Source organism: Sphingomonas sp. PEI4 (genome assembly GCF_056679955.1).
Map to the genome: position 1 here is coordinate 16,339 of NZ_JBWXPI010000005.1, position 18,110 is coordinate 34,448.

The 18,110-nt window shown below is 60.3% G+C and carries 15 protein-coding genes; 8 read left to right on the forward strand and 7 right to left on the reverse strand.

All coding sequences use genetic code 11. From position 1 onward, the window contains the following. Positions 1–14 precede the first annotated feature (14 nt). The 4 genes from AC1MLZ_RS23325 (at position 15) to AC1MLZ_RS23340 (ending at position 3,697) form a co-directional block, all read left to right on the forward strand. On the forward strand, positions 15–830 hold the full coding sequence (locus AC1MLZ_RS23325; protein WP_480962232.1) for a CsgG/HfaB family protein: 816 nt from the start codon (positions 15–17) through the stop codon (positions 828–830). Between the two features lie 1,131 nt (positions 831–1,961). Next, a complete protein-coding gene (locus AC1MLZ_RS23330) occupies positions 1,962–2,639 on the forward strand; it encodes an AAA family ATPase (RefSeq protein ID WP_480962233.1) in 678 nt (225 codons plus the stop codon). Continuing rightward, entirely contained in the window at positions 2,636–2,953 is a 318-nt protein-coding gene (locus AC1MLZ_RS23335; protein WP_480962234.1) for a hypothetical protein, read from the forward strand. The genes AC1MLZ_RS23330 and AC1MLZ_RS23335 overlap by 4 nt, the downstream gene beginning before the upstream one ends. 198 nt (positions 2,954–3,151) lie before the next feature. Continuing rightward, positions 3,152–3,697 carry a hypothetical protein gene (locus tag AC1MLZ_RS23340; protein WP_480962235.1) on the forward strand — a complete coding sequence of 182 codons (546 nt, stop codon included), beginning with the start codon at positions 3,152–3,154 and terminating at the stop codon, positions 3,695–3,697. A 319-nt stretch (positions 3,698–4,016) separates the two neighbouring features. On the opposite strand, the gene AC1MLZ_RS23345 is transcribed toward AC1MLZ_RS23340, so the two are convergent. Continuing rightward, the gene (locus AC1MLZ_RS23345) at positions 4,017–5,144 is read right to left on the reverse strand and encodes a DUF3800 domain-containing protein (RefSeq protein WP_480962236.1); all 1,128 of its coding nucleotides are present in this window, start codon (positions 5,142–5,144) and stop codon (positions 4,017–4,019) included. Positions 5,145–5,499: 355 nt separating this feature from the next. Between AC1MLZ_RS23345 and AC1MLZ_RS23350 the strand changes: the two genes are divergently transcribed. The 3 genes from AC1MLZ_RS23350 (at position 5,500) to AC1MLZ_RS23360 (ending at position 8,476) form a co-directional block, all read left to right on the forward strand. Further along, positions 5,500–6,354 carry an Abi family protein gene (locus tag AC1MLZ_RS23350; RefSeq protein WP_480962237.1) on the forward strand — a complete coding sequence of 285 codons (855 nt, stop codon included), beginning with the start codon at positions 5,500–5,502 and terminating at the stop codon, positions 6,352–6,354. Between the two features lie 112 nt (positions 6,355–6,466). Further along, positions 6,467–7,399, forward strand: a complete 933-nt coding sequence (locus tag AC1MLZ_RS23355) for a hypothetical protein (RefSeq protein ID WP_480962238.1) — start codon at positions 6,467–6,469, stop codon at positions 7,397–7,399. Between the two features lie 24 nt (positions 7,400–7,423). Then, on the forward strand, positions 7,424–8,476 hold the full coding sequence (locus AC1MLZ_RS23360) for a phospholipase D family protein (RefSeq protein WP_480962239.1): 1,053 nt from the start codon (positions 7,424–7,426) through the stop codon (positions 8,474–8,476). Positions 8,477–8,493: 17 nt separating this feature from the next. Here AC1MLZ_RS23360 and AC1MLZ_RS23365 read toward each other — a convergent pair whose 3' ends face one another. After that, the gene (locus AC1MLZ_RS23365; protein WP_480962240.1) at positions 8,494–9,768 is read right to left on the reverse strand and encodes a hypothetical protein; all 1,275 of its coding nucleotides are present in this window, start codon (positions 9,766–9,768) and stop codon (positions 8,494–8,496) included. Positions 9,769–10,157: 389 nt separating this feature from the next. Next, positions 10,158–10,880, reverse strand: a complete 723-nt coding sequence (locus AC1MLZ_RS23370; protein ID WP_480962241.1) for an AbiV family abortive infection protein — start codon at positions 10,878–10,880, stop codon at positions 10,158–10,160. 205 nt (positions 10,881–11,085) lie between these two features. On the opposite strand from AC1MLZ_RS23370, the gene AC1MLZ_RS23375 reads away from it, so the two are divergent. After that, positions 11,086–12,408: a hypothetical protein gene (locus AC1MLZ_RS23375; protein ID WP_480962242.1), complete on the forward strand. Its 1,323-nt coding sequence runs from the start codon at positions 11,086–11,088 to the stop codon at positions 12,406–12,408. 456 nt (positions 12,409–12,864) lie between these two features. Here AC1MLZ_RS23375 and AC1MLZ_RS23380 read toward each other — a convergent pair whose 3' ends face one another. The 4 genes from AC1MLZ_RS23380 to AC1MLZ_RS23395 all read right to left on the reverse strand — a co-directional run bounded on the left by AC1MLZ_RS23380 (position 12,865) and on the right by AC1MLZ_RS23395 (position 18,098). Next, positions 12,865–16,197 (reverse strand): DEAD/DEAH box helicase, encoded by a 3,333-nt coding sequence (locus AC1MLZ_RS23380; protein ID WP_480962343.1) that lies wholly within the window; start codon positions 16,195–16,197, stop codon positions 12,865–12,867. 309 nt (positions 16,198–16,506) lie between these two features. Then, positions 16,507–17,460, reverse strand: coding sequence for an aminotransferase (locus AC1MLZ_RS23385; protein ID WP_480962243.1), 954 nt, complete (start codon positions 17,458–17,460; stop codon positions 16,507–16,509). A gap of 9 nt (positions 17,461–17,469) precedes the next feature. Beyond that, the gene (locus AC1MLZ_RS23390; protein WP_480962244.1) at positions 17,470–17,859 is read right to left on the reverse strand and encodes a type II toxin-antitoxin system VapC family toxin; all 390 of its coding nucleotides are present in this window, start codon (positions 17,857–17,859) and stop codon (positions 17,470–17,472) included. After that, positions 17,856–18,098, reverse strand: a complete 243-nt coding sequence (locus tag AC1MLZ_RS23395; protein WP_480962245.1) for an AbrB/MazE/SpoVT family DNA-binding domain-containing protein — start codon at positions 18,096–18,098, stop codon at positions 17,856–17,858. Before AC1MLZ_RS23395 ends, AC1MLZ_RS23390 begins: the two co-directional genes overlap by 4 nt. Between the last annotated feature and the right edge of the window lie 12 nt (positions 18,099–18,110).

Here is an 18,110-nt window from a genome sequence, read left to right on the forward strand (position 1 = left end):
CAAGGGGAACACACATGAACCGGACACTCGCAATCCTTGGGATGCTGGCGATCGCCGCTACCCCCGCGACCGCGCAAAAGCTTGGTAAGGGCGGCATTGGCATTGATGAGAACACGGAGGTGCCTCGCTGCGACCGTCCCTTAGGAACAATCGCCCTTGTGGAAGAACGTAGCTCGGCAAGCCCCGCGGACGGGCTCCCTGCCGGTATGGCGGCTCTAATCCGGATGGCTGAAGCCCAAAACGGTGGAAGCCAGCGTGTCGACCCCCTCCCCTTGCTCAAATTGCTGGTGGCACAGTCGGGCTGTTTCCAAGTCGTCGACCGCGGAGAGGGCTTCGATGCCCTCCAGCGCGAGCGGCAGCTTGCTGCTGGTGGATCAGTCGCTGGCGCGAACAATCAGGCCACGTTGAAGGCTGCAGATTATCTGCTGCAAGCGAAGGTCCTGTATTCCGACAACGACTCTGGCGGTAGCGGTGGCGGTCTGGGCTCGATGTTTCCGGGTGGCCTTGGCTTCAAGCAGAAGGTCAAAGCCAGTCAGACCATGCTAACCCTGGTCGAGGTGAAGACCGGTATTCAACAGGCGGTAGCAACCGGATCGGCTCGGAAAAAGGACCTCTCGATCCTTGGCGGCGGGATCTTGGCAAACGCTGGCGTAGGTGCGTTGGGTGGAACCTATACCAGCACGGACATGGGCAAAATAACCTCGCTCGCAATGCTCGACGCGTTCACAAAACTGACAAAACAGGCCCAAACGCGCCTAACGCCTGCAGGCTCGCAGCCTGGCCCAGCGGCTCCGACCGCCGCTGGAACGGCGCCGGCCCCGAGGCAATAGAGAGAAGAGGGCGAGGAGCGAGAGGTGTGGAGCGGAAACGCAGACCACCTCCCCTTCCCTTCAGCAGATAGGCCACGGCGATGATGACGCAGACAGACCTGTTCACACCGGCTGGCGAGATCGTTGATTACTCTGCCGACAATCATGAGCACGGCGCCCTCGCGGTAGACACAAGTCCAATCGCAGTGCCCTGCGGGTTTATGGACCGGCATAACAACCGCTGCCAACGACTGGGAAATTGGCCCGTCATGGCAGATGGCAAGCAAATGGTGTGTCGCGGAAGACCCATAGTTCACTGTGATCCGGACTGCTTCAAGGGCGAAGCACCGGTGAACCTATACGGCACTGATGACGATAACATCGTTTGGGAAGATCGGGCGTATGACGACCAGCAGGCGAATTGAAGCTGCACTTCAACCAAAAGCTGTCACAGGTCGCAACCTCACGCGCCAGCTGGATGTGAGATGCCCTTGCTGCGGTATCTTACCCACTGACTATCCTGCGGCCTGGCACATTGAGCCTTGCTTGAGTTGCCGAAGGCCCCTGACGATGGCCCGGACGCTAGGCCCAGGACGGCTCTATCGGCTGTGCAATGTCATCGACCTATTGGGCTCCGCTTATGGGGTTGTGACAATGATTTTGGTCGCGTCGTTCGTGCTGTCCGAAATGGAAGCGAGAACCTTCGCCAAGGCAGTAACGATACTCCTATTCGTCATAGGCTCACTTCTGCTCGTAGACGGTGCGCTGAGCATGAAAACCGCGATCGATAGAACATGGAGGATCACTAGGCGTGGGATCGTCGCCCGCCTGTTGGGCATTGGCAAAACGTTGGCGGGAACACTCGCGATCGGGTTAGTGTTTGTAGGGCTACACCTCTAAATCCAGCGTGCCCTCGTACCGAAACGACTGGTCCCCTCTCCGCTAGCACAACGCTAGCGTGTTGCTATCACGTCATCTAGGCGGCGTACCACTCCCGATAGCGGGACGCTAGCGAACTGCTAGCATGTCGCTAACTGGTCGTTATCATAACATATGGCTAGCGACAGGGTGACAAAAGCACGTCGCAAGCGTGTTGACAGGATGACGACACGAAAGCATGAGCGTCACTACAGGCTAACGAGGGGATAGTAGATGCCGATTGTAGCGCTAGCGTCCACCAAGGGTGGTTGCGGGAAATCAACTACGGCTCTGATCCTTGCCAGTGCCTTCACCGCTGATGGGTACACGGTCCACATAATAGACGCCGATCCATCGAAGCGGCTCGTGCGATGGGCCGCAAACGGGACGCTTCCAAGCGGTTTGACCGTTAGCGCAGCGGATCATACGACGCTGCGGAAGGCGATGGATGCTGCCGCAGCAAAAGCCGACTTGGTCATTATCGATGTAGAGGGCTCCGCGAACTTCAGTCTCGCTATCGCCGCGCAGATAAGTGACGCAGTCATTATTCCGGCGAATTTAAGCGCTCCAGACGTCGAGGACGCCGTAGCTACGGTTGCTCTGATAAGGGACAGCGCCGGGGTAAATAGCCGACCAACGCCTCATGGTCTTCTCTGGTCTCGTGTGCCCGCAGCGATCAGATCGCGCGAGATAGCAGCCCTCGAAGGTCAGATCGCCGAAAGCGATATTGTTGTAATTGGGCGTATCGTCGAGCGCACGGCGTACAAAAGTCTTTTCAGCTACAATACAACCTTGGCCAACCTCCCGAAGGGAGAGGTGCCGGGGCTAGATAAGGCGAACGCCGAGGCAGCGGCGCTCGCTGCGCAGGTTGTCGCGCTAATTCAAAGCACTGAGCGGGAGAACGCGGCATGACGGAGATGAAGCGTCGCAGTCTGCTGGACGGTCTGAAACCTACGGCTCGTGATACCGGCTCGGTTCCTACTGAGGACGCGGTTGCGGCTGTCGCCAAACGGCACGGAATCATCGCCGAAAGAAGTCCGGAAGCGAGCGAGACCGCAGCCACTCCGCCGCGGCGTCAAAGAAAGATCCTTGGCCGAACTCAACAGTTCAATGTCCGACTTCACCCTAGCACAGTGGAGCAAATCTACGCCGAAGCGAACGGGCGCGACATACCGATCGCTCAGGTGATTGAGGAAGCGATTGCGCTCTTACGACCTGTAGACTGAGCCCATTAAAGACTCGGCAGAGGCAGGGCAGTGAACGGTGCGACGATTGGGACTTGCCGGCAGACGGGCTGAATATGTTCCTGCATGCAGCGTCACGATCGTCACTACGTTACGCCACATCGAGCTAAAGTCTGCAACAACACTTGCGCGGAGGGTGGAATGGGCAAATTTCGGCTAGCGGAGAACACGATAACTGACTTGTCCGATGTCAAAGACTATGACGAGATAATTGCAGAGTTGCGGCAGAACCTCGTTAAAATCCATGAATATTCATGTGCATCGGGTGATATGTATGCCTCACTCGGCAGGATGACAGAGGGCCAGGTGTCTCAGATCATCGGCAAGACAAGCGAGATAAACTACGAAATCATTGTCATCCTTGAGGGCATGGTATCGACCTTAAATACGGTCGACAAATACGCCGACCTGGTTCTGCACCAGACGTTGAAGACCCGAACGCGGGTATGGTCGTGGAAGAAGGCGGCGACGTGGATGGCGATCGGCTTGGTCTCGATCATTTTGACAATGGGTGCGGGATGGGCAGTGGGGGTACGTACAGGATCCCTGGTCGGCTATAGCCGTGCGTTCGAGGACCTTGCCGCAGGCGGCATGATCGAGATGAAGCGTCACGGCAACTGGGTCGACTTGACGATGGGGCCCAGCAACCCCGTCGGGCGTGATACGCCTAACAAACCAAAGCCTACCCTGCGGCTCGACGCAGACAAGGTGCCGAAACTTCAATGACGATAACCTGCTGGCCCTGCGGACTTAATTATCCAGCTGAAATCCACGATGATGGCGCGACGATCTATGGACCATCAGTAAGACGCTATGCTGCGCCTGCGTGGTAGCGATAAGGCTTATTCTTAGTGTTATGGTCCGCGCCGGACCGACGTGTCGAGTACGAAGCGGTGTGGATCGCAGCCACATAGATGTCCCGCAAACGATCCCTAAAGATGCATCTAATCGAGCGCTTGGATGTCATGTGTGCGCAAGGTTTGACCAAAGGTCTAGACGAAATTGCACCTCCGCCTAGCGCCGCACTTGTCGCATCGCATCGCGATCATTCCAGGAACAGCTCGAAGCGAGCCATGTCGTCTAGGCTCAGCAGCTTCACCACGAAAGCGTCCGTCACGGCGATCGATCGTTCGACGAGGGACGCGAGCGCCATACGGTTCGCGTTCTGCGCGGTACTGAGCCCTGCTTTGATGGCCCCGATGTCGTCGATCTCGATCCCCCGCAGCCACGTCAGACAGGCACCGATCAGGCCGACGACAATATCGGATAGCTGTACACCCGGCTCAGCCTTCGAATCAGCGAACCGATACAGGTCGACGGGGATGCTGCGTTCCACAAAGCGGTAATTTTCTAGGATCGCGCTGATCTTATCTTCCTCGTCAAGAACGTGCCGGCTCGTTTTGAATAAGCAGATGCGGTGGATGAACATCTGGCGAACGTCCTGCATGATGATGTTGGGTGTCTCATCGAGCAAGAGCAGCCTATCCAGGGAGCGACCTGACTGGAGTACCCCCTTCAACATCATGCGATGAAAGTCGTCCATCAGGTCGTGGGCATGATCGACAAGATCTATAAGCTCGGTCAGAAACTCCCTGATGTCGTCGCCAGCGACCGCCGGGTAGGCGAATCGACGGAGAATGTCTTGCGTAACGTCAAGATCGCGGCGGAGCACGCGGTAGAGATCGTTCTTCAATATCCAGACACCGCCGGGATCGACGCCCTTGGTCAGAGGCATCGAATCGATGATATCAACATAGGAATAGTAGACCGGGTCGAGTGCCAGAAAGTGAATTAGGTAGTCCTCGGCCGTGAGCCACGTCAGGAAATGATCAAGCTTTTTAGAGCCGAGCATGGTCGGAAAGTCACCCTTGGCGACCATCTCGAACTTGATTTCAGGGGTGCTGACCTGGATGCCCATCAAGCGGCGCAAGGCCGTGAGATCGATGCGCTTTTCCCTTCCTCCATGGACGACGCCCCCTAGGACGAATGGTCTGGGGTCAGGCACGTTGAACCCATCGTCGGTAAGGTGGATCGTGCGGTCGTTGTTGGTTTCGTCGTAATAGAAGGTCCGCGGCTCGTCGGTCGCTGGCAGACCCCAAAGGTCGATTGCTGGATCACGCTGTTCGTCGATGTCAATGTTGATGAGTTCTGGCGCGCCGGCATCGGTACCCATCTTACCGCCATCATGTTCTCGCATGGTTTTCTTGATCCTCTTAGTCCCGTCAGACGATGACAATAGCGCACTGCAGCAAGACGTATAGTTCGTGGTCTAGCTAAGTTCGCTCGATCGGACGTCGGACGTCGGACGTTTGAGTATGAGATTGCATGGGCTCGATGCCCGTTCGCTCTCATTTTCCTGACGGTAGGGCAGGGGGTCTTTTGGCCCCCATCACGCGAATGGATTGCATTCTCCCGCGAGATGGGTCGAGCCTCTTGCAGAATCACCCCCTTTACGCTATCTCAACTGGGTCACGGGTCGCCACACGTCCTTTCGGGGAGTGCAAAAGGGCGGCCCTTCGCATTTTTAGATGACGCTGACTCCCTACATCAAACCGCATGCAACGGCCGCTCAGCGAGTTGCTCACCTGCGCGGCAGGGGCTTGATCGTCGCGCGCCCCAATGTCGCTGCACGCAAGATCGATCTCATTGGGTATGAGCGTCTCCGTATCTACTTCCTCAGCCGGCGCCAAGTTGGTGTGGCCAACCGGCCCTTTCAGGTCGGAACGACCTACCAGCAGATCCTGCGTTTATACGCATGCGACGCGATGCTGCGGGAGGTCTGTTTTGCTGCGGTGGGGCAGTTCGAACTGCTGCTGCGCAACGCCATATCGGAGGCGTTGAGCGATCGTCACGGCAGCCACCCCTATTTTACCCAGGCAGCGTTCCGGGATGCGGCTGCCAATCTCGAAGCGCTGCAGAGCTTCACCGCCGCCTACGCCCAAACCAAGGACCAGCGGGCGCTGCACTACCGTCAACGATACGCCAGCCCGATCCTGCCACCAATATGGACGATGAAGGAGTTCCTAACCTTCGGTCGTGTGGTCCGTATCTTCAAGACTCTAGACGGATCGCTCCGCACGCATATCGCAGCCCAGTTCGGTGTGCCTAGCGCCCAAGTCTTCACCAATTGGCTCGAATGCCTCGTCGACATCCGCAATATCTGCGCGCACCATGACCGCCTGTTTAATCGCAGCCTTCCGAAGCAGCCGCAGGGGCTCAGGCGCGCTGGTATCCCAGCCGCGCCCCGCAACAAGCTGAAGGCGATCCTCGAATGCCTCGACTATCTCCTGACTCAGCGCGGCACACCGATCGAGATCGTCGCGCAGGTTAGCCGTATCATCGCACGCTTTCCCGAGGTGCAACCTGCCGAGGTCGGCTACTAGCTGGCGAGGGAGGCATTTTGCATGCTTTCAGGGAAGCCTTGTCGTTCGTGAGGGAATTGGGGCAGAAAGGCCTCGATCGAGCTCGACCAGATTGAGGGGATAGCGACACGGCATGAGCAGCGGCTTTGGTGCGATTCCTGAGATTGTAATCGACTATGTCAGAGAGGTGTTCTCGCGGGCCAATGACAAGGTTTCGCGGGCCCTAACCGATCATCCGTCGATGCACGAGCCCATGCTTGACGCAATCCTCATCGCCGAACTCAGCGCCGCGCCCGCGGCATTCTTTGCGGCCGAGCAGATCGCGCTCAACCTCGAAACCCATTGGTTCGGCAACAGGCGGATGTACCAGCGTTGGGAGATCGCCGATATCGCGCTGATTGTGATGTTACGACGTCGAGGGCATCTGGAGCAACGGAAAGTCGCGTTGCTCCAGACCAAGCGGCTTTACTCCAAAGAGCTGCCGGCAGAGGAGGAAGAGCCCGAAGATTATGTAATTGGGATCGGTCGTCTGGGAGACCGAACGGACCCGCAGCGACCGTTCTACCAGCAGCGAACGTTCGGCTTCGATGAGGGCAGCACGTATGATGCGACCCACGCAGGCCATGACCAAGTCGACCGGATCGACGCCTATATCCGCGAACGCAAAATCCCAGTCTATTATGGGCTCTACAATCCGTTGATCCTGCCGTTCAAAGGCTTTTACCCGTCACCGCCAGACACCAATACCCAGCTGACCAATGAGGTCGGGTGTCGGGTCCTCCGCTCGGCCGATGTCCATTCCCCCATAGCGAAATTACCCGGTGGCCAAGCGCCGAGCGTCGCCAATTTGACGCTCCCCGAACCGCTGGATGTATGCGATCCGGGATCGACGCGAGGTTGGCGATTGGAGCGCTTCGTCGCGGACGAGGTTCTGCGCTGCCGGGAGGGCAGACTGTTCGACGACACTACCGATCCGAACCTCAGGGCGCTGTTCTACGCGCGGGGTGCGCCGATCACCGCCGCGATCGTGATGACGGTCGACATCGATCGTGACAGGCGGGACTAGATGAGGGCAGGGAAGGCCGGTGCTGTGACCGCTGCGTTTCTTGACGACAAAAAGCTCGGCCCGGCCATCGCGGACATACTGCGCGGCTGCGGCGTCCGCTGCGCCGTGGCCTTCTGGGGAACGGGGGCGGTCGAGCATCTGTTCGGACCGGAAGGGCTGCCGAACGATGCGCGGATTGTCTGCGACCTTTCGATGGGATCGACCAACCCGAAAGAGCTGCGCGCGCTGGGCGCGCCGAATAGCCGCAGGGTGAAGCATCTCGTCGGCTTGCATGCTAAGGTTTACATCTCGGATCGCGGCGCGATCATCTGCTCGGCAAACGCGTCGGAAAACGGGATCGGTTTCCGGGATCTCGCCGGCCTGGTGGAGGCAGGAGTTTTCCTTGCCCCTGACACGAACGGCTATGCCCGCGCGGCTGCCTGGTTCAGGCGAGTCTGGCGGCGCTCCGAAACGCTCGGTCCGGCAGCGCTTGCTCGGGCTACCGAGGCATGGGATCGGCGACCACGGGGGGGAGGTCCCAAGCGGGTATTCCCGATCGCCGACGGTGTTCCGTCGCTCCTGAAGACGGTGGCCGATGATCCGGCGCGCTTTCGTGGGATCGGCTTTGTCTTCACAAACGGTCGCGCCAACGAAACGGATAGGGATGAAGCGGCCACGGCGCTGCAGCGACGCGACGATGAGGGCGCGGTGAGATTACTTGGAAGGGACGAACGGCGGAAACTGAGGAAGTGGAACGTCGGCGACCTGTTCACTGGGTGGAGCGAGCAGGATCTCGATGCGTGGCCCCGCCGGTTCGTCTGCATCCATCGACCTCGTGTACGGGCCAGCTACTGGTTTTACCGGCGCACCCACCAAATTCTTCTGAGCGAGAATAATGGCGTGGTGTTCGCGGAGCGACCACGCGGTCTGCGTGCTGAACTCGGCTTCGTGCATGGTCGCGACGTGATGCTCGAGGCCGATGCAACGCTGCTGGATCGTCTTTTTAAACATTGCGAGGAGCGGGATCACTGGCTCTGCGAGAGCGGCGAGCGCCTTGTGCGCCTAATCGAGCAGGTCGAGAGCGATGATCGCCCCTGATCGAGCACGCGCCGACGTCAAACAGCGCCTTGTGCAGCGACTTCTGCCATTGGCCGACACCCGGGAAAGCTTAGATATTCTGACCGGTGCAGCCAGCTTTGATATTGGCCGGAAAAGCCGATCGCATCGAGCACGATGCGCGTCACCACCTCTCGCGCCCAGACGATGTGATCAAGCAGGCGCGCATCGGCGGCCGGCAGGTCGGGGGCGACCCCGGTGTGAACAATTACGTTACGAGCATCGGTGACGGCGCGCAGCCAGCCGACAGGAAGGTCGCTCGTGACGATCGCGTGGGAGGTCAGTAGCTCCTCGACTTTCTCGCGAAACGGGCGGCGGTTGAGCTCGTCCGCCTTGCTGCCCATGCGCGACGGCGCGCGCTCCGCGCGGAGAAAGCGACGCACGCGTCCGCGAAGATCGCGAAAAGCGTCAGGCGTCATGAAGAGGTTAGGCAGGTCTGAGCGGGCAAGGATGCTTTCCAGCGCGCTCATCGCATTGATGAGCCGGCTCTCTTCGTAGAAGACAGCGGCAGTCATCCAGCGGATGGCGGGCTCCAGCCGCTCGACAACGTTGGGTCGCTCGTCGAACGACGCGACCGCGGTCGCGAAAATTTGATTCATGAAGAGCATATCGAATGGAGGCATGTAGGGAGCAGGGGATGGGCTTCGCCTCACGACGCGCAACGTCTTCACGCCGTGGCGGACCGACAGCTCATAGACTGGCAGCACGTAGACACCGCTCGCGAACGAGAGGACTCGCGATAGATGGATCAGGAAGCGCTCGCTCTCATCCCACCAGCTTGGCACCTCCTGCGCCCCGGCATGCAGGGCGATGACAGCCGAGGGCACCTGGGACGGGCGTTCGGCGTGGCCGGTGAAGACCAGTCGACCAAGGTTGGTCTGCCGCTCGATACCATGAATGGTGCCAAGCTTGCGGACATACCAAGCGCGGACGTCTTGATGGTCGGGCGGCGCATCCCGGCTGAACGTGGCCAGGGTGGCGTCGGCTTCGAGCTCGACCCGGTCATCGGGCGGCCGGCGCCAGCTGGTGACGTAGAGCGCCTCGGTGGAGAACCGCCAGCCGTCCACAGATTGACCGTTAAGTGAGCAGGCGAGCTGCGGCTGGAGCAGTTCGCCTTGCGGGTGGAAGGCGGTCCCGGACCGGGCTGGCCGAATGTCGCCCAAGCTCAGCGTAATCCCGCCCTCGTCATCGATGCCAGCTTCAAAGCTGATCGGGGCGGAATGATGTTGTAAGGAGATCGTGCCTTCGAAGGCGATCGGGTCGAGGATGGGCATGATGCGAGCAGGATATCACGTCCCAAGGCCGCCAACCTACCTACCAAAAAATGACAGCAAGGATAATTCTCGTTTCCCGATTGACGCCGAGAACGCCTGTGACGCCTGTGGCCCGGGTAGCCGTGTTCAACGGCTTCTAACCGGCGCTTCAGGCGTAGCCAGGTAGGGGTCACGACACGAAAGTGAGTTTTGCGTACGCTAGGAGCGAACAGAACGTGTCCGCAAACCCGTTGCCTGCCGATTTTGTCCTGCAATCCGTCAAAACAGTGCGTTGTCGGACACTCTGACGCTGATCGGCATACCAGCGTTTGACGGCCAACGGCCGCTCTCGCCTCATTCGTGAGACGATCACGGCGGAGACACCCCGCCGCGCTCATCGAGCCGCGAAGCTACAGCGAGCTGCTATTGCTTTCGTCGAAGAGCAGATTGAGCGCGCCCATGACCTTCACGAAACGGTTCTTGTCGAACGCATGCTTGTCCTCAGTCTTCGCCAGGGCTTCAGCGAAACTGATATACCTGCTCGTTCGCTCTAATTCGGCCGTCACCTCAATTGCGGTGATCGTCGCTGGGGTCGATGCTAGCTCCCCAGTTGTGCCGATCCGAACGTAAAGCGCGTCCTGCTTTCGCCGGTCCCGTTTACCGTTCGCGACCTTGAGCGCTTCGCGATTATAATTTGGATCCTCCGCCCACACCCAATGCTTGGCGGCCCAGCGGCCGATCTTCTCGTATCGAAGGATACCAAGCGCGCTGCCGATGTCGTCTGGAAAGTGGTCCCCTAGTTCGGCGTCGCGAGCCATGATGGCCTTCAGTTCCTCGTACTCTTCCCAGTGCATAATCATGTACTCCATGATTATGCCAACCAAGTGCTTACATGTGTGGTCGTTGATTGCCTTCCGGACTGCAGAGGTCAGCGGCACGGTTCCCTCTCTAACTAGATAGAGAAGGAACGCTTTTGCGGTCTCTTCCTGCGCGATTATCAGCAAGAAATAACGGGTGGCGGCTGGAGTGCGGAATTCGAGGTCATACGTCTCCTCGTAAAGGCGACGAGCGTTATCGATCGACGCCTGCATAGACGCGCTGATCTTGTCGCGAGATTGGCTTTCCGGTGGCATCAAGTGAGCTTCGCTGATCCCGGCCTTGCTGTCGATTGTCGGAATGACACCACGGCGGAGAACTCCTCCCCTCAAATCGGGGATCGCGACCGAGGGGAACTGGCGTCAAACTCTCCACAATACACCGAAGACGTCAGCACTTTTTTCCGGTCTCGTCGGCTCACGAAGCGTTGGCATCGCTGCCACCCACCCATACCATGTCTCGATGTCACAGTTCGAAAAACAGGCGGTGGAAGCTGCCATCAACGTAATGAAGCGGCTGCTGGACATGCGGCGGCTCTGGAACGAGGCCGCGGACGCCTATTTCGAGCCGACCAAATTCTTCCTCATGCTTCAGCAATGTATCACGACCTCGCGCACCGTCACCTTCATCTTGCAGAGCAACAAGGCGGCATTCCGTGACTTCGAACCTTGGTATACGTCTTACCAGGAGCGGTGGCGCAACGATCACATCATGACGTGGGCGCGAGACGCGAGAAACACCATCGAAAAGCAGGGTGATCTAGAGACGCATAGTCAGGTCCGGGCCGAGTTGATTGCGGGCTTCCTTCCCGGCCCTGCGACCGAATGGTCACCCAGCGAGCTATTCGCTTCGCCAATCGCTATATGGCGAGGTATCCCCAAGAAGTATCGCGTCCCCCAAGTTATTGAGAACGGGACCCTCCTGATCGAGCGGCGCTGGGTGGCCTCATCCCTCCCCGGCATGGAGGTGTTGGAAGCTCTAGCTCATGTTGATGGCCAATTCTGTGATCTGATTGCAGACCTGTTGCAGCGTCACTGCATTTCAGCGCCTCCCGGCCTCATGGAGTCCCGGCCGGAGCCGATGGGGCAGCTAGCCATGGATCGGGCGCTCTACCTATCTGTAGCAACCGGAAAGCCCGTTGGAGTCCGCCTTCGAAATCGCCCCATGATGATCGACACAAACAAGGCGCGGAAGAAGTCGTTTAAGCGGTATGGCGTAAGCCCAGACTGGTCCCGGCTTAGAAACGCCACCAACTTTCGCGAGGTCGCGGAGGCATACTTTGAACATGCGCGTGTCGTCATGGCCAAGGATGGTTATCATCGCAGCATGGCGTTCCTGCTTCGCGGGACGAAGACCGTTGAAACGGTCGGCACGGAGCATCCCAGCCGCGCAAGTCGGTATGTGATGATGCGGGAGTTGGCCAAGTTCGCATCCGCGTGTCGTGCAGACGGCGTGATCCTCCTCACAGAAGCGTGGACCGCGTATGGCAGTGACGTACCAAAAAGCGGCTACGCGGCAGAAGCGCCCAACCGTGGTGAGGCGCTGGCATTGATCTCCGGCAACAGCGCCGGCGAGACATGCGCGTTCGACGCGGAAGTTACTCGCAAGAAGTCGGGTGGCAAAAAGGTCAAACGGCTGGGGCCGACGAGCGAGAATAGCGGAAAGGCTCAGTTCATCCTTATGCCCTTCCAGGCACAGTGGGGATGCTTGACCGAAGAGATGATCACTGATGCTGTGAAATCCATGGACGAGATGGGCATAGGCGAAACGGATGTCTCGGTTTGATCGGATGCCCCCTACTCGTCCTTGAACGCTCGCTGCGCCTTCTGGATCGCGTCGGCGTGCCGTATTTATATGTGACGGACGCGAAGACATTTTTCTTATCGCGTTCGCGATCCTAATCCGGTCCCTGGGTAAGTCATATTGCACTCCAGACCGTATCGTTGGGCTTCTTTCGTTCTCGAATGCGGCCGGTCCGCATTCCACCAAAGCCGGTCGTTCGGCATCCGTTCGCGTCTAGCGTACGCAAAACTCACTTTCGTGTCGTGACCCCAGGTAGTCCCAGTACGGCGTCGTAAAACGCTATTGCGCGCGGCAAGCCAGTGACGGCGATGGCAAGGTGGTGGAACATGCGCGCTCTACTGGCCGGATCTTCAACGATGGGGACGGCTGATCGCAGACTTCTAAGCACTACCGGCCGCCTCGCCGGTATACCTTAAGTGCACCAGCTGAGACCAAGCTCTAGCTGGGGCGGAACGACCGCACGACGCTTGGAGATGGTCCGATCGTTTCGAGCACATAGTCACTGCCACGCGCGCGCCGGCTAAGCTTCAGCGTTCCCGGGGAGGCGGGGGTGACCGCGAGCTCAAAGCCGGCAGGGTCAATCCACGCGACACCGTCCTCGCGGAGGACAGGCATAACGGCGTAGCGGCCGCGCTGGCCGTTGGTGCCGGTCAGGTTCGCAGCAAACCGCGAGACTGCGGTTGACGTCGTGGCAGTGCGCGGCAGTGTCTCCTGCCACTCGAGAAAACGCTGCGGATCGATGTGGTCGTCAGGCACGGGGGCGGGGTTCACCGACCGCAGCCATTGCTCGAATGCAGGGCGTCGGCCTGACGCCTCCTCGCGCGTCTTGGCGAGCCCTTGTGAGAGCGAGAAGGCGACAAGGGGATCATGGGTGCCCCACCGGAGTAGCTCACGCGCCCAAAAGCCGAACCAGGGAAGGCCAGTCGTTTCTTTCCAGTCGCTCAGCGTCGGGATCGTCAAAACGTCCGCTGCTCCGCTCGACCAGGCCTGCGCCACGACCGCCCCGAGTGCCATGCCCAGCCGGTATTCGAGATTGTCCGCTACGAATCGTTGCCAGGCACGCAGCTGATCAGCTGGGGGCGAGGCAATAGCCGGTTCGTTCAGCCACCAACCGAGGACGTCGTTCCATCTTTCGAGCAGACCTTCATCGGTGTCGGTCCGCCGCACGCGAAAACCGTATCCCCGGTCCTGTTCTATCAATCCGCCAATCCGCTCGAACACGTCGATGCGTTGCGCCGGGCTGAGGATGCCATAGTCGACCGCGGCCGCGATCTCAGCATGGACCGAAGGTGCGATCGCGGCGAACCGCCGCCCGATCACGGGCGTAAAGCCGAACTGGTAAAGGCGGCCGCGCTCGGCGCGATCAGGATAAAGCTGCGTGACGATCCCGACACCACGTCGAATAAATGCTTGTTCGAGCCATGCCTCCTGCGCGCTTGCCGCAGCACTGAAGGTTCGTTGCCAGACGCTGACAAGATGCGCTTCGACGGCAGCACGAGGCATATCGCCGTCGCTGAATTGCTGGAACTCCTCGATCATGGCGAGAGCTAGGCCGTCGATCTCATCCATGGCGTCAGCCAGGCGTGCCAGCGGATCCACCGCTCCGGTACCCGCGGCGCCGCTCACGGTGACCGGAGCGGTTACCTCAAGCCAGTTTAGGAAGTCGTCGGGCGACACTCCGAGCAACCGGAAAGCGCGATCCCAGATCAGCTCCAGCAGCATAACCAACGGCGATGGCACCGCATCGGCGTCGCGCTCCTCGATCACGAGCGCGTCGCGCAGCCGCTCATAGTCCGCGCTCAGGTCGGCCAGTTGCCGGCGCTGGGTCCGCTGTGATCCCGCCGCAGTGGTGGAGATCTGGCTTGGAAGCGCGACGAGCGTCAGGCCTTCGATCCCTCGCGAGGCGCCTGGGCGTCCCGCTCGCCCTGCCAGATTACGAAACTCCGCGGTCGCAAGCGGGGCAATGATCGGCTGCTCGGCGACGGGATCCCAGGAGCGCCGCTTCAGCGAAGTCAGGAAGATCAGATCGAACGGCAGGTTGACCCCTTCTGTCAGCGTCGCGGTGGCAACCGTGATAGGACAGATACGCTGGTCGATCATCTCGACCATGAGTCGGCGCAATCGTTGCGGCATCTGGCCGTGACTGGTGGCGATCCCCCGATCGAGCAGGAACAACTCGAAGCTGTCGTTGCCACAATAATCGAGGCAGGCTGCGCGCGCCTCATCGAACCGCGCGCGCTGCGTGCCCTCAGGCGGCTGGAATCGGAGGATTGCTCGCCAGGGGGCAAGTTCGAGCGCTTCCTTGTACCAGCGCATCGTCTGCTCTGGCTCTTGGGCCACCGAGATGAGAATGCGCTGATCTTCCTCGACGAGGTGCAGCGCCGTCCACAGCACGCTTAGCGTATTGAAGCGGTTGAGGCTGTTGCGCCACGGTGACGGCAGCTGCGGCATGGGAGCGACGCGGAGCGGCAGGAATACCGGATCGTCTTGCCCCCGTAGATAAAGCGGGCGCCCGTTCATCAGGTCGAGCAGCACCCGGCCCGCACGATTGGGTGCCGTCTCGAGGACGCCAATCACCTGCCGCGTACTTCGATATCGAACCCCGACTGCCTGGGCATCAGGGCGTCCCTCGATCCACCGCGCTACCGGCTGCGCCGCGCCCCCGGCGACCGCGGTCAGCGCGATCCGCACGATGTCAGGCTGTTTCGCGACGATCCGCGCGACCAATGCCTCCAGTCGGATCGACCGGTTGCTATGCTCGGCGAAGCTAACCCGGGTGCTTTCACTAGCGTCGGGGACGACTTGATGCGCCTCGTCGAGGATGAGGAGCTTGAGCCGCGCCAGCAGAAGCGGGCCGAGGTAGCGCATTAATGCGTCGGCCTTCTCGACCGTGGCGATCAGCACGACGGGTCGCTCGGTGGTCAGCCAGGCGTCGGTGACGCCCCAGTCAGATCCGCCGTAGAGCCCGGTGATCAGGCATTCACGGCCAAGTTCGGACGTAAGTTTGGCTTCAACTTCGTTAGCGAGCGCCCGGGATGGCACGATGTAGAGCGCGAGCGGACCAATCATGGAAGGCTCGGCGCGCAGCAGCAGCTCCTTGACGATCGCCAGGTTGGCAACGAGCGTCTTTCCCGAGCCGGTCGGCGTACACAGCGCAAAGGAATCGTCCTGCAGTAAACGCTCGAGGCCGTGTAGTTGCGAGGTCCACAAGATGCCACGACCGCGGCTGAACTGGTCGCGCGCGTAGGCGCTGAGTGTGTCGAGCCGCTCAGGACGCAAGGTGGCGAGCGCACGTAGCGGCTTGTAGATAGAGGCGGTGTTGTAGCGATCAGCGACGTCGCGAATGAGCGATAAGACAAGCGCCGCGTCGTCGCTGAAGGTGCGTGCCGCCATCTCATCGAGCGCGTGCAGCTTGGCGAGCGCTCGCTCGAGGCGCACATCGTCGCCGCGACGCAGGCAGTCGGCGACTAGTCCAACGCATCGGACAAGCTCGATCGTGAAGTACCAGGTGATACGGTCGCCATCGTCCTGTTCGGCCTCAAGCAGGGCAGAGGCGAGCAAGGTGCCTTGGTCAGTGCCGGTGAGATGCGGATGGTCGCTCCAGAATTCCGCGACTTGCGCCATCACGGCGTCGAAGTCGGCGCGCAGGAACGCTGCCAGAAGGCGCACCCCATTCTGGTCCGAGGTGGCCTGCGCAAGTAGCCCGGCCGCCATCGCGGGCAGACCACCGAGCTGGTACGCGCCAGCCGCCAGGAGTTCGATTGGCACCACCTTGCGCAAGCCATCGTCGGCGCGCGCGAGCCACTCGAGCAACTCACCCGTACGCCGATAGCAGTCGATCGCGTCGGGTGAGGACGGTCCGTCAAGCGTCCGGAAGATGTGGGCGGCATGGAGCAGCCGGCGGGCATCGCCGAGCTGACCTTCCGACTCCTCAAGTGCCCACTGGATCGTCGGAACCTGCCAGGTCGCCTGGAGGCAGCGGACGAAAGCGCGGGCTTGAGGTCGTGACAAAGCGTTTTCGATCGCGAGACGATCGCGCACCTGTTCGGCCACGAGCCGCCGCTCTTCGTCCGCCACGGCTCAGGCCTTCCAAAGCGACGAGTAGAGGCCGTCGATCAGCGCCTCACCGCCCTCGAGGATGAGCTCAACGACCTGAAGATCATGCCCAGACTGATACTCGGCGGGTGGTTGCTCCCAAGGCACCAGCACGCTGAGCTTCTCGCGCTTCTTGGCAGCGTTGCCGGCGATGACAACGAGGTTGGTGCGGGCAAGCGTTGGCGTCGCCGCGGTGATGGCAGCGTCCATCGAAGCGATTGCACTCGCGTGATTGATCGGGTCACGCAGCTCAAGCAGGCGTTGCAACTGGCGAAGTCCCTTTGGCACGACGCTGTCGCGATTGACCTCGAACCAAATGCCCTGCCCATTGTGGATCTTCTCACCCGTTGTGGGGCAGGTGGCGTTCTTCTCGCCGTGGAGCAAAGCGGCTACTGCGGAGTCGGTCAGTGAGGCACGCCATTTGGCCTCACCGACTATTACGCGGATGACGCGGCCGGTCGCGTCGAGCCGGATGCCGACAAAATCGGAGCCGAAGCGCCCGAACACCTGCCGCTTGCGGCTCGGATCGTACCGTAGATCCCACAGATAGCTTTCAACATCGGCGTGAAAGCGGAAGAGGAAGATCGGCACCGACCAGGGATGCTCGCCGACCAGCTCGTCAGCGTAGGCTTGGGTGACGAGGCCTGCGATTACCTCGCCGAACAGGCCGCGGCGCGCCACAATAGGGAGGCAATCAGGATAGCAGGCGTGAGCGCCGGAAGCGGTGGCATCGGGATGGAGGTCGATCCCGACCTGCTGATGGAAATGTTCGCGGGCATCGAGGTGCGCGGACTCGAAATACGGCTTCAATGCATCGATCAGTGCCTGATCGATGGGTTGAATCTGTTCGAGCAGAAGATGCCCGTAACGATCCTCGACCGTGCCATAGGCATCAAGCCATGCCTGAAGTGCGGAAAGAGGGGGCGGTTCGGTGTGCACGCGTGGAGCCTAGCGGATGATGACGACCTTGGTAGCGGTTTCGCCTGCGACGTCTTTCCACGCACGATCAGCGGTATAGGCGCTGACGCCGAGGCGGCGCGCCAGCGCAAGGCAGAAGCGATCACCGAGCGACAGGCCGGCGTTGGCGGTTGCGGCCCGTAAGCTTCCAGCGTCCCATGCCAAGCTGTCGTCGGCGGGTACGACGGTGTAGGGCAAGGCACCGAGCATCATACGCACATCGTGCAAGGGCGCGCCAAGATGGACGAAGTGGCTGATGACTTCGGCCTGGTTGATCGCGCACACCGAGGCGTCCGCGATCACTCCGGCGACCTTGCTCGCGCCGCGCTCACCCTTCAGCAACGCAAGGATCGCCGAGGCATCGAGCACGACATGGGTCATTCGCCGCTCTCCGCCCGCCGCGTCGCAAGGAAGGCATCGACCGAGGCGTCGGGATGCTGGGCATACCGTTTGGCGATCGACTGCGCCTTTGCCACGGCCTGATCTACCGTACGCAAAATGACGCCATCTGGCGTTTCCTCAACGAGCACCGCGCCACCATCTTCAAGGCCAAGCCGTTTGCGAATACCAACAGGAAGGCTCATGCGTCCATTGGACGTGATGTTTACTTGGAGGGTCATGGGGCACTATCC

What these genes read in the sequence shown, in the direction of transcription:
- AC1MLZ_RS23345 (WP_480962236.1), bottom strand. Translation starts at nt 5,144, where the DNA reads ATGGGTACCGATGCCGGCGCGCCAGAACTCATCAACATTGACATCGAC.
- AC1MLZ_RS23350 (WP_480962237.1), top strand. Translation starts at nt 5,500, where the DNA reads ATGACGCTGACTCCCTACATCAAACCGCATGCAACGGCCGCTCAGCGA.
- AC1MLZ_RS23365 (WP_480962240.1), bottom strand. Translation starts at nt 9,768, where the DNA reads ATGCCCATCCTCGACCCGATCGCCTTCGAAGGCACGATCTCCTTACAA.
- AC1MLZ_RS23330 (WP_480962233.1), top strand. Translation starts at nt 1,962, where the DNA reads ATGCCGATTGTAGCGCTAGCGTCCACCAAGGGTGGTTGCGGGAAATCA.
- AC1MLZ_RS23395 (WP_480962245.1), bottom strand. Translation starts at nt 18,098, where the DNA reads ATGACCCTCCAAGTAAACATCACGTCCAATGGACGCATGAGCCTTCCT.
- AC1MLZ_RS23325 (WP_480962232.1), top strand. Translation starts at nt 15, where the DNA reads ATGAACCGGACACTCGCAATCCTTGGGATGCTGGCGATCGCCGCTACC.
- AC1MLZ_RS23335 (WP_480962234.1), top strand. Translation starts at nt 2,636, where the DNA reads ATGACGGAGATGAAGCGTCGCAGTCTGCTGGACGGTCTGAAACCTACG.
- AC1MLZ_RS23375 (WP_480962242.1), top strand. Translation starts at nt 11,086, where the DNA reads ATGTCACAGTTCGAAAAACAGGCGGTGGAAGCTGCCATCAACGTAATG.
- AC1MLZ_RS23370 (WP_480962241.1), bottom strand. Translation starts at nt 10,880, where the DNA reads ATGCCACCGGAAAGCCAATCTCGCGACAAGATCAGCGCGTCTATGCAG.
- AC1MLZ_RS23355 (WP_480962238.1), top strand. Translation starts at nt 6,467, where the DNA reads ATGAGCAGCGGCTTTGGTGCGATTCCTGAGATTGTAATCGACTATGTC.
- AC1MLZ_RS23390 (WP_480962244.1), bottom strand. Translation starts at nt 17,859, where the DNA reads ATGACCCATGTCGTGCTCGATGCCTCGGCGATCCTTGCGTTGCTGAAG.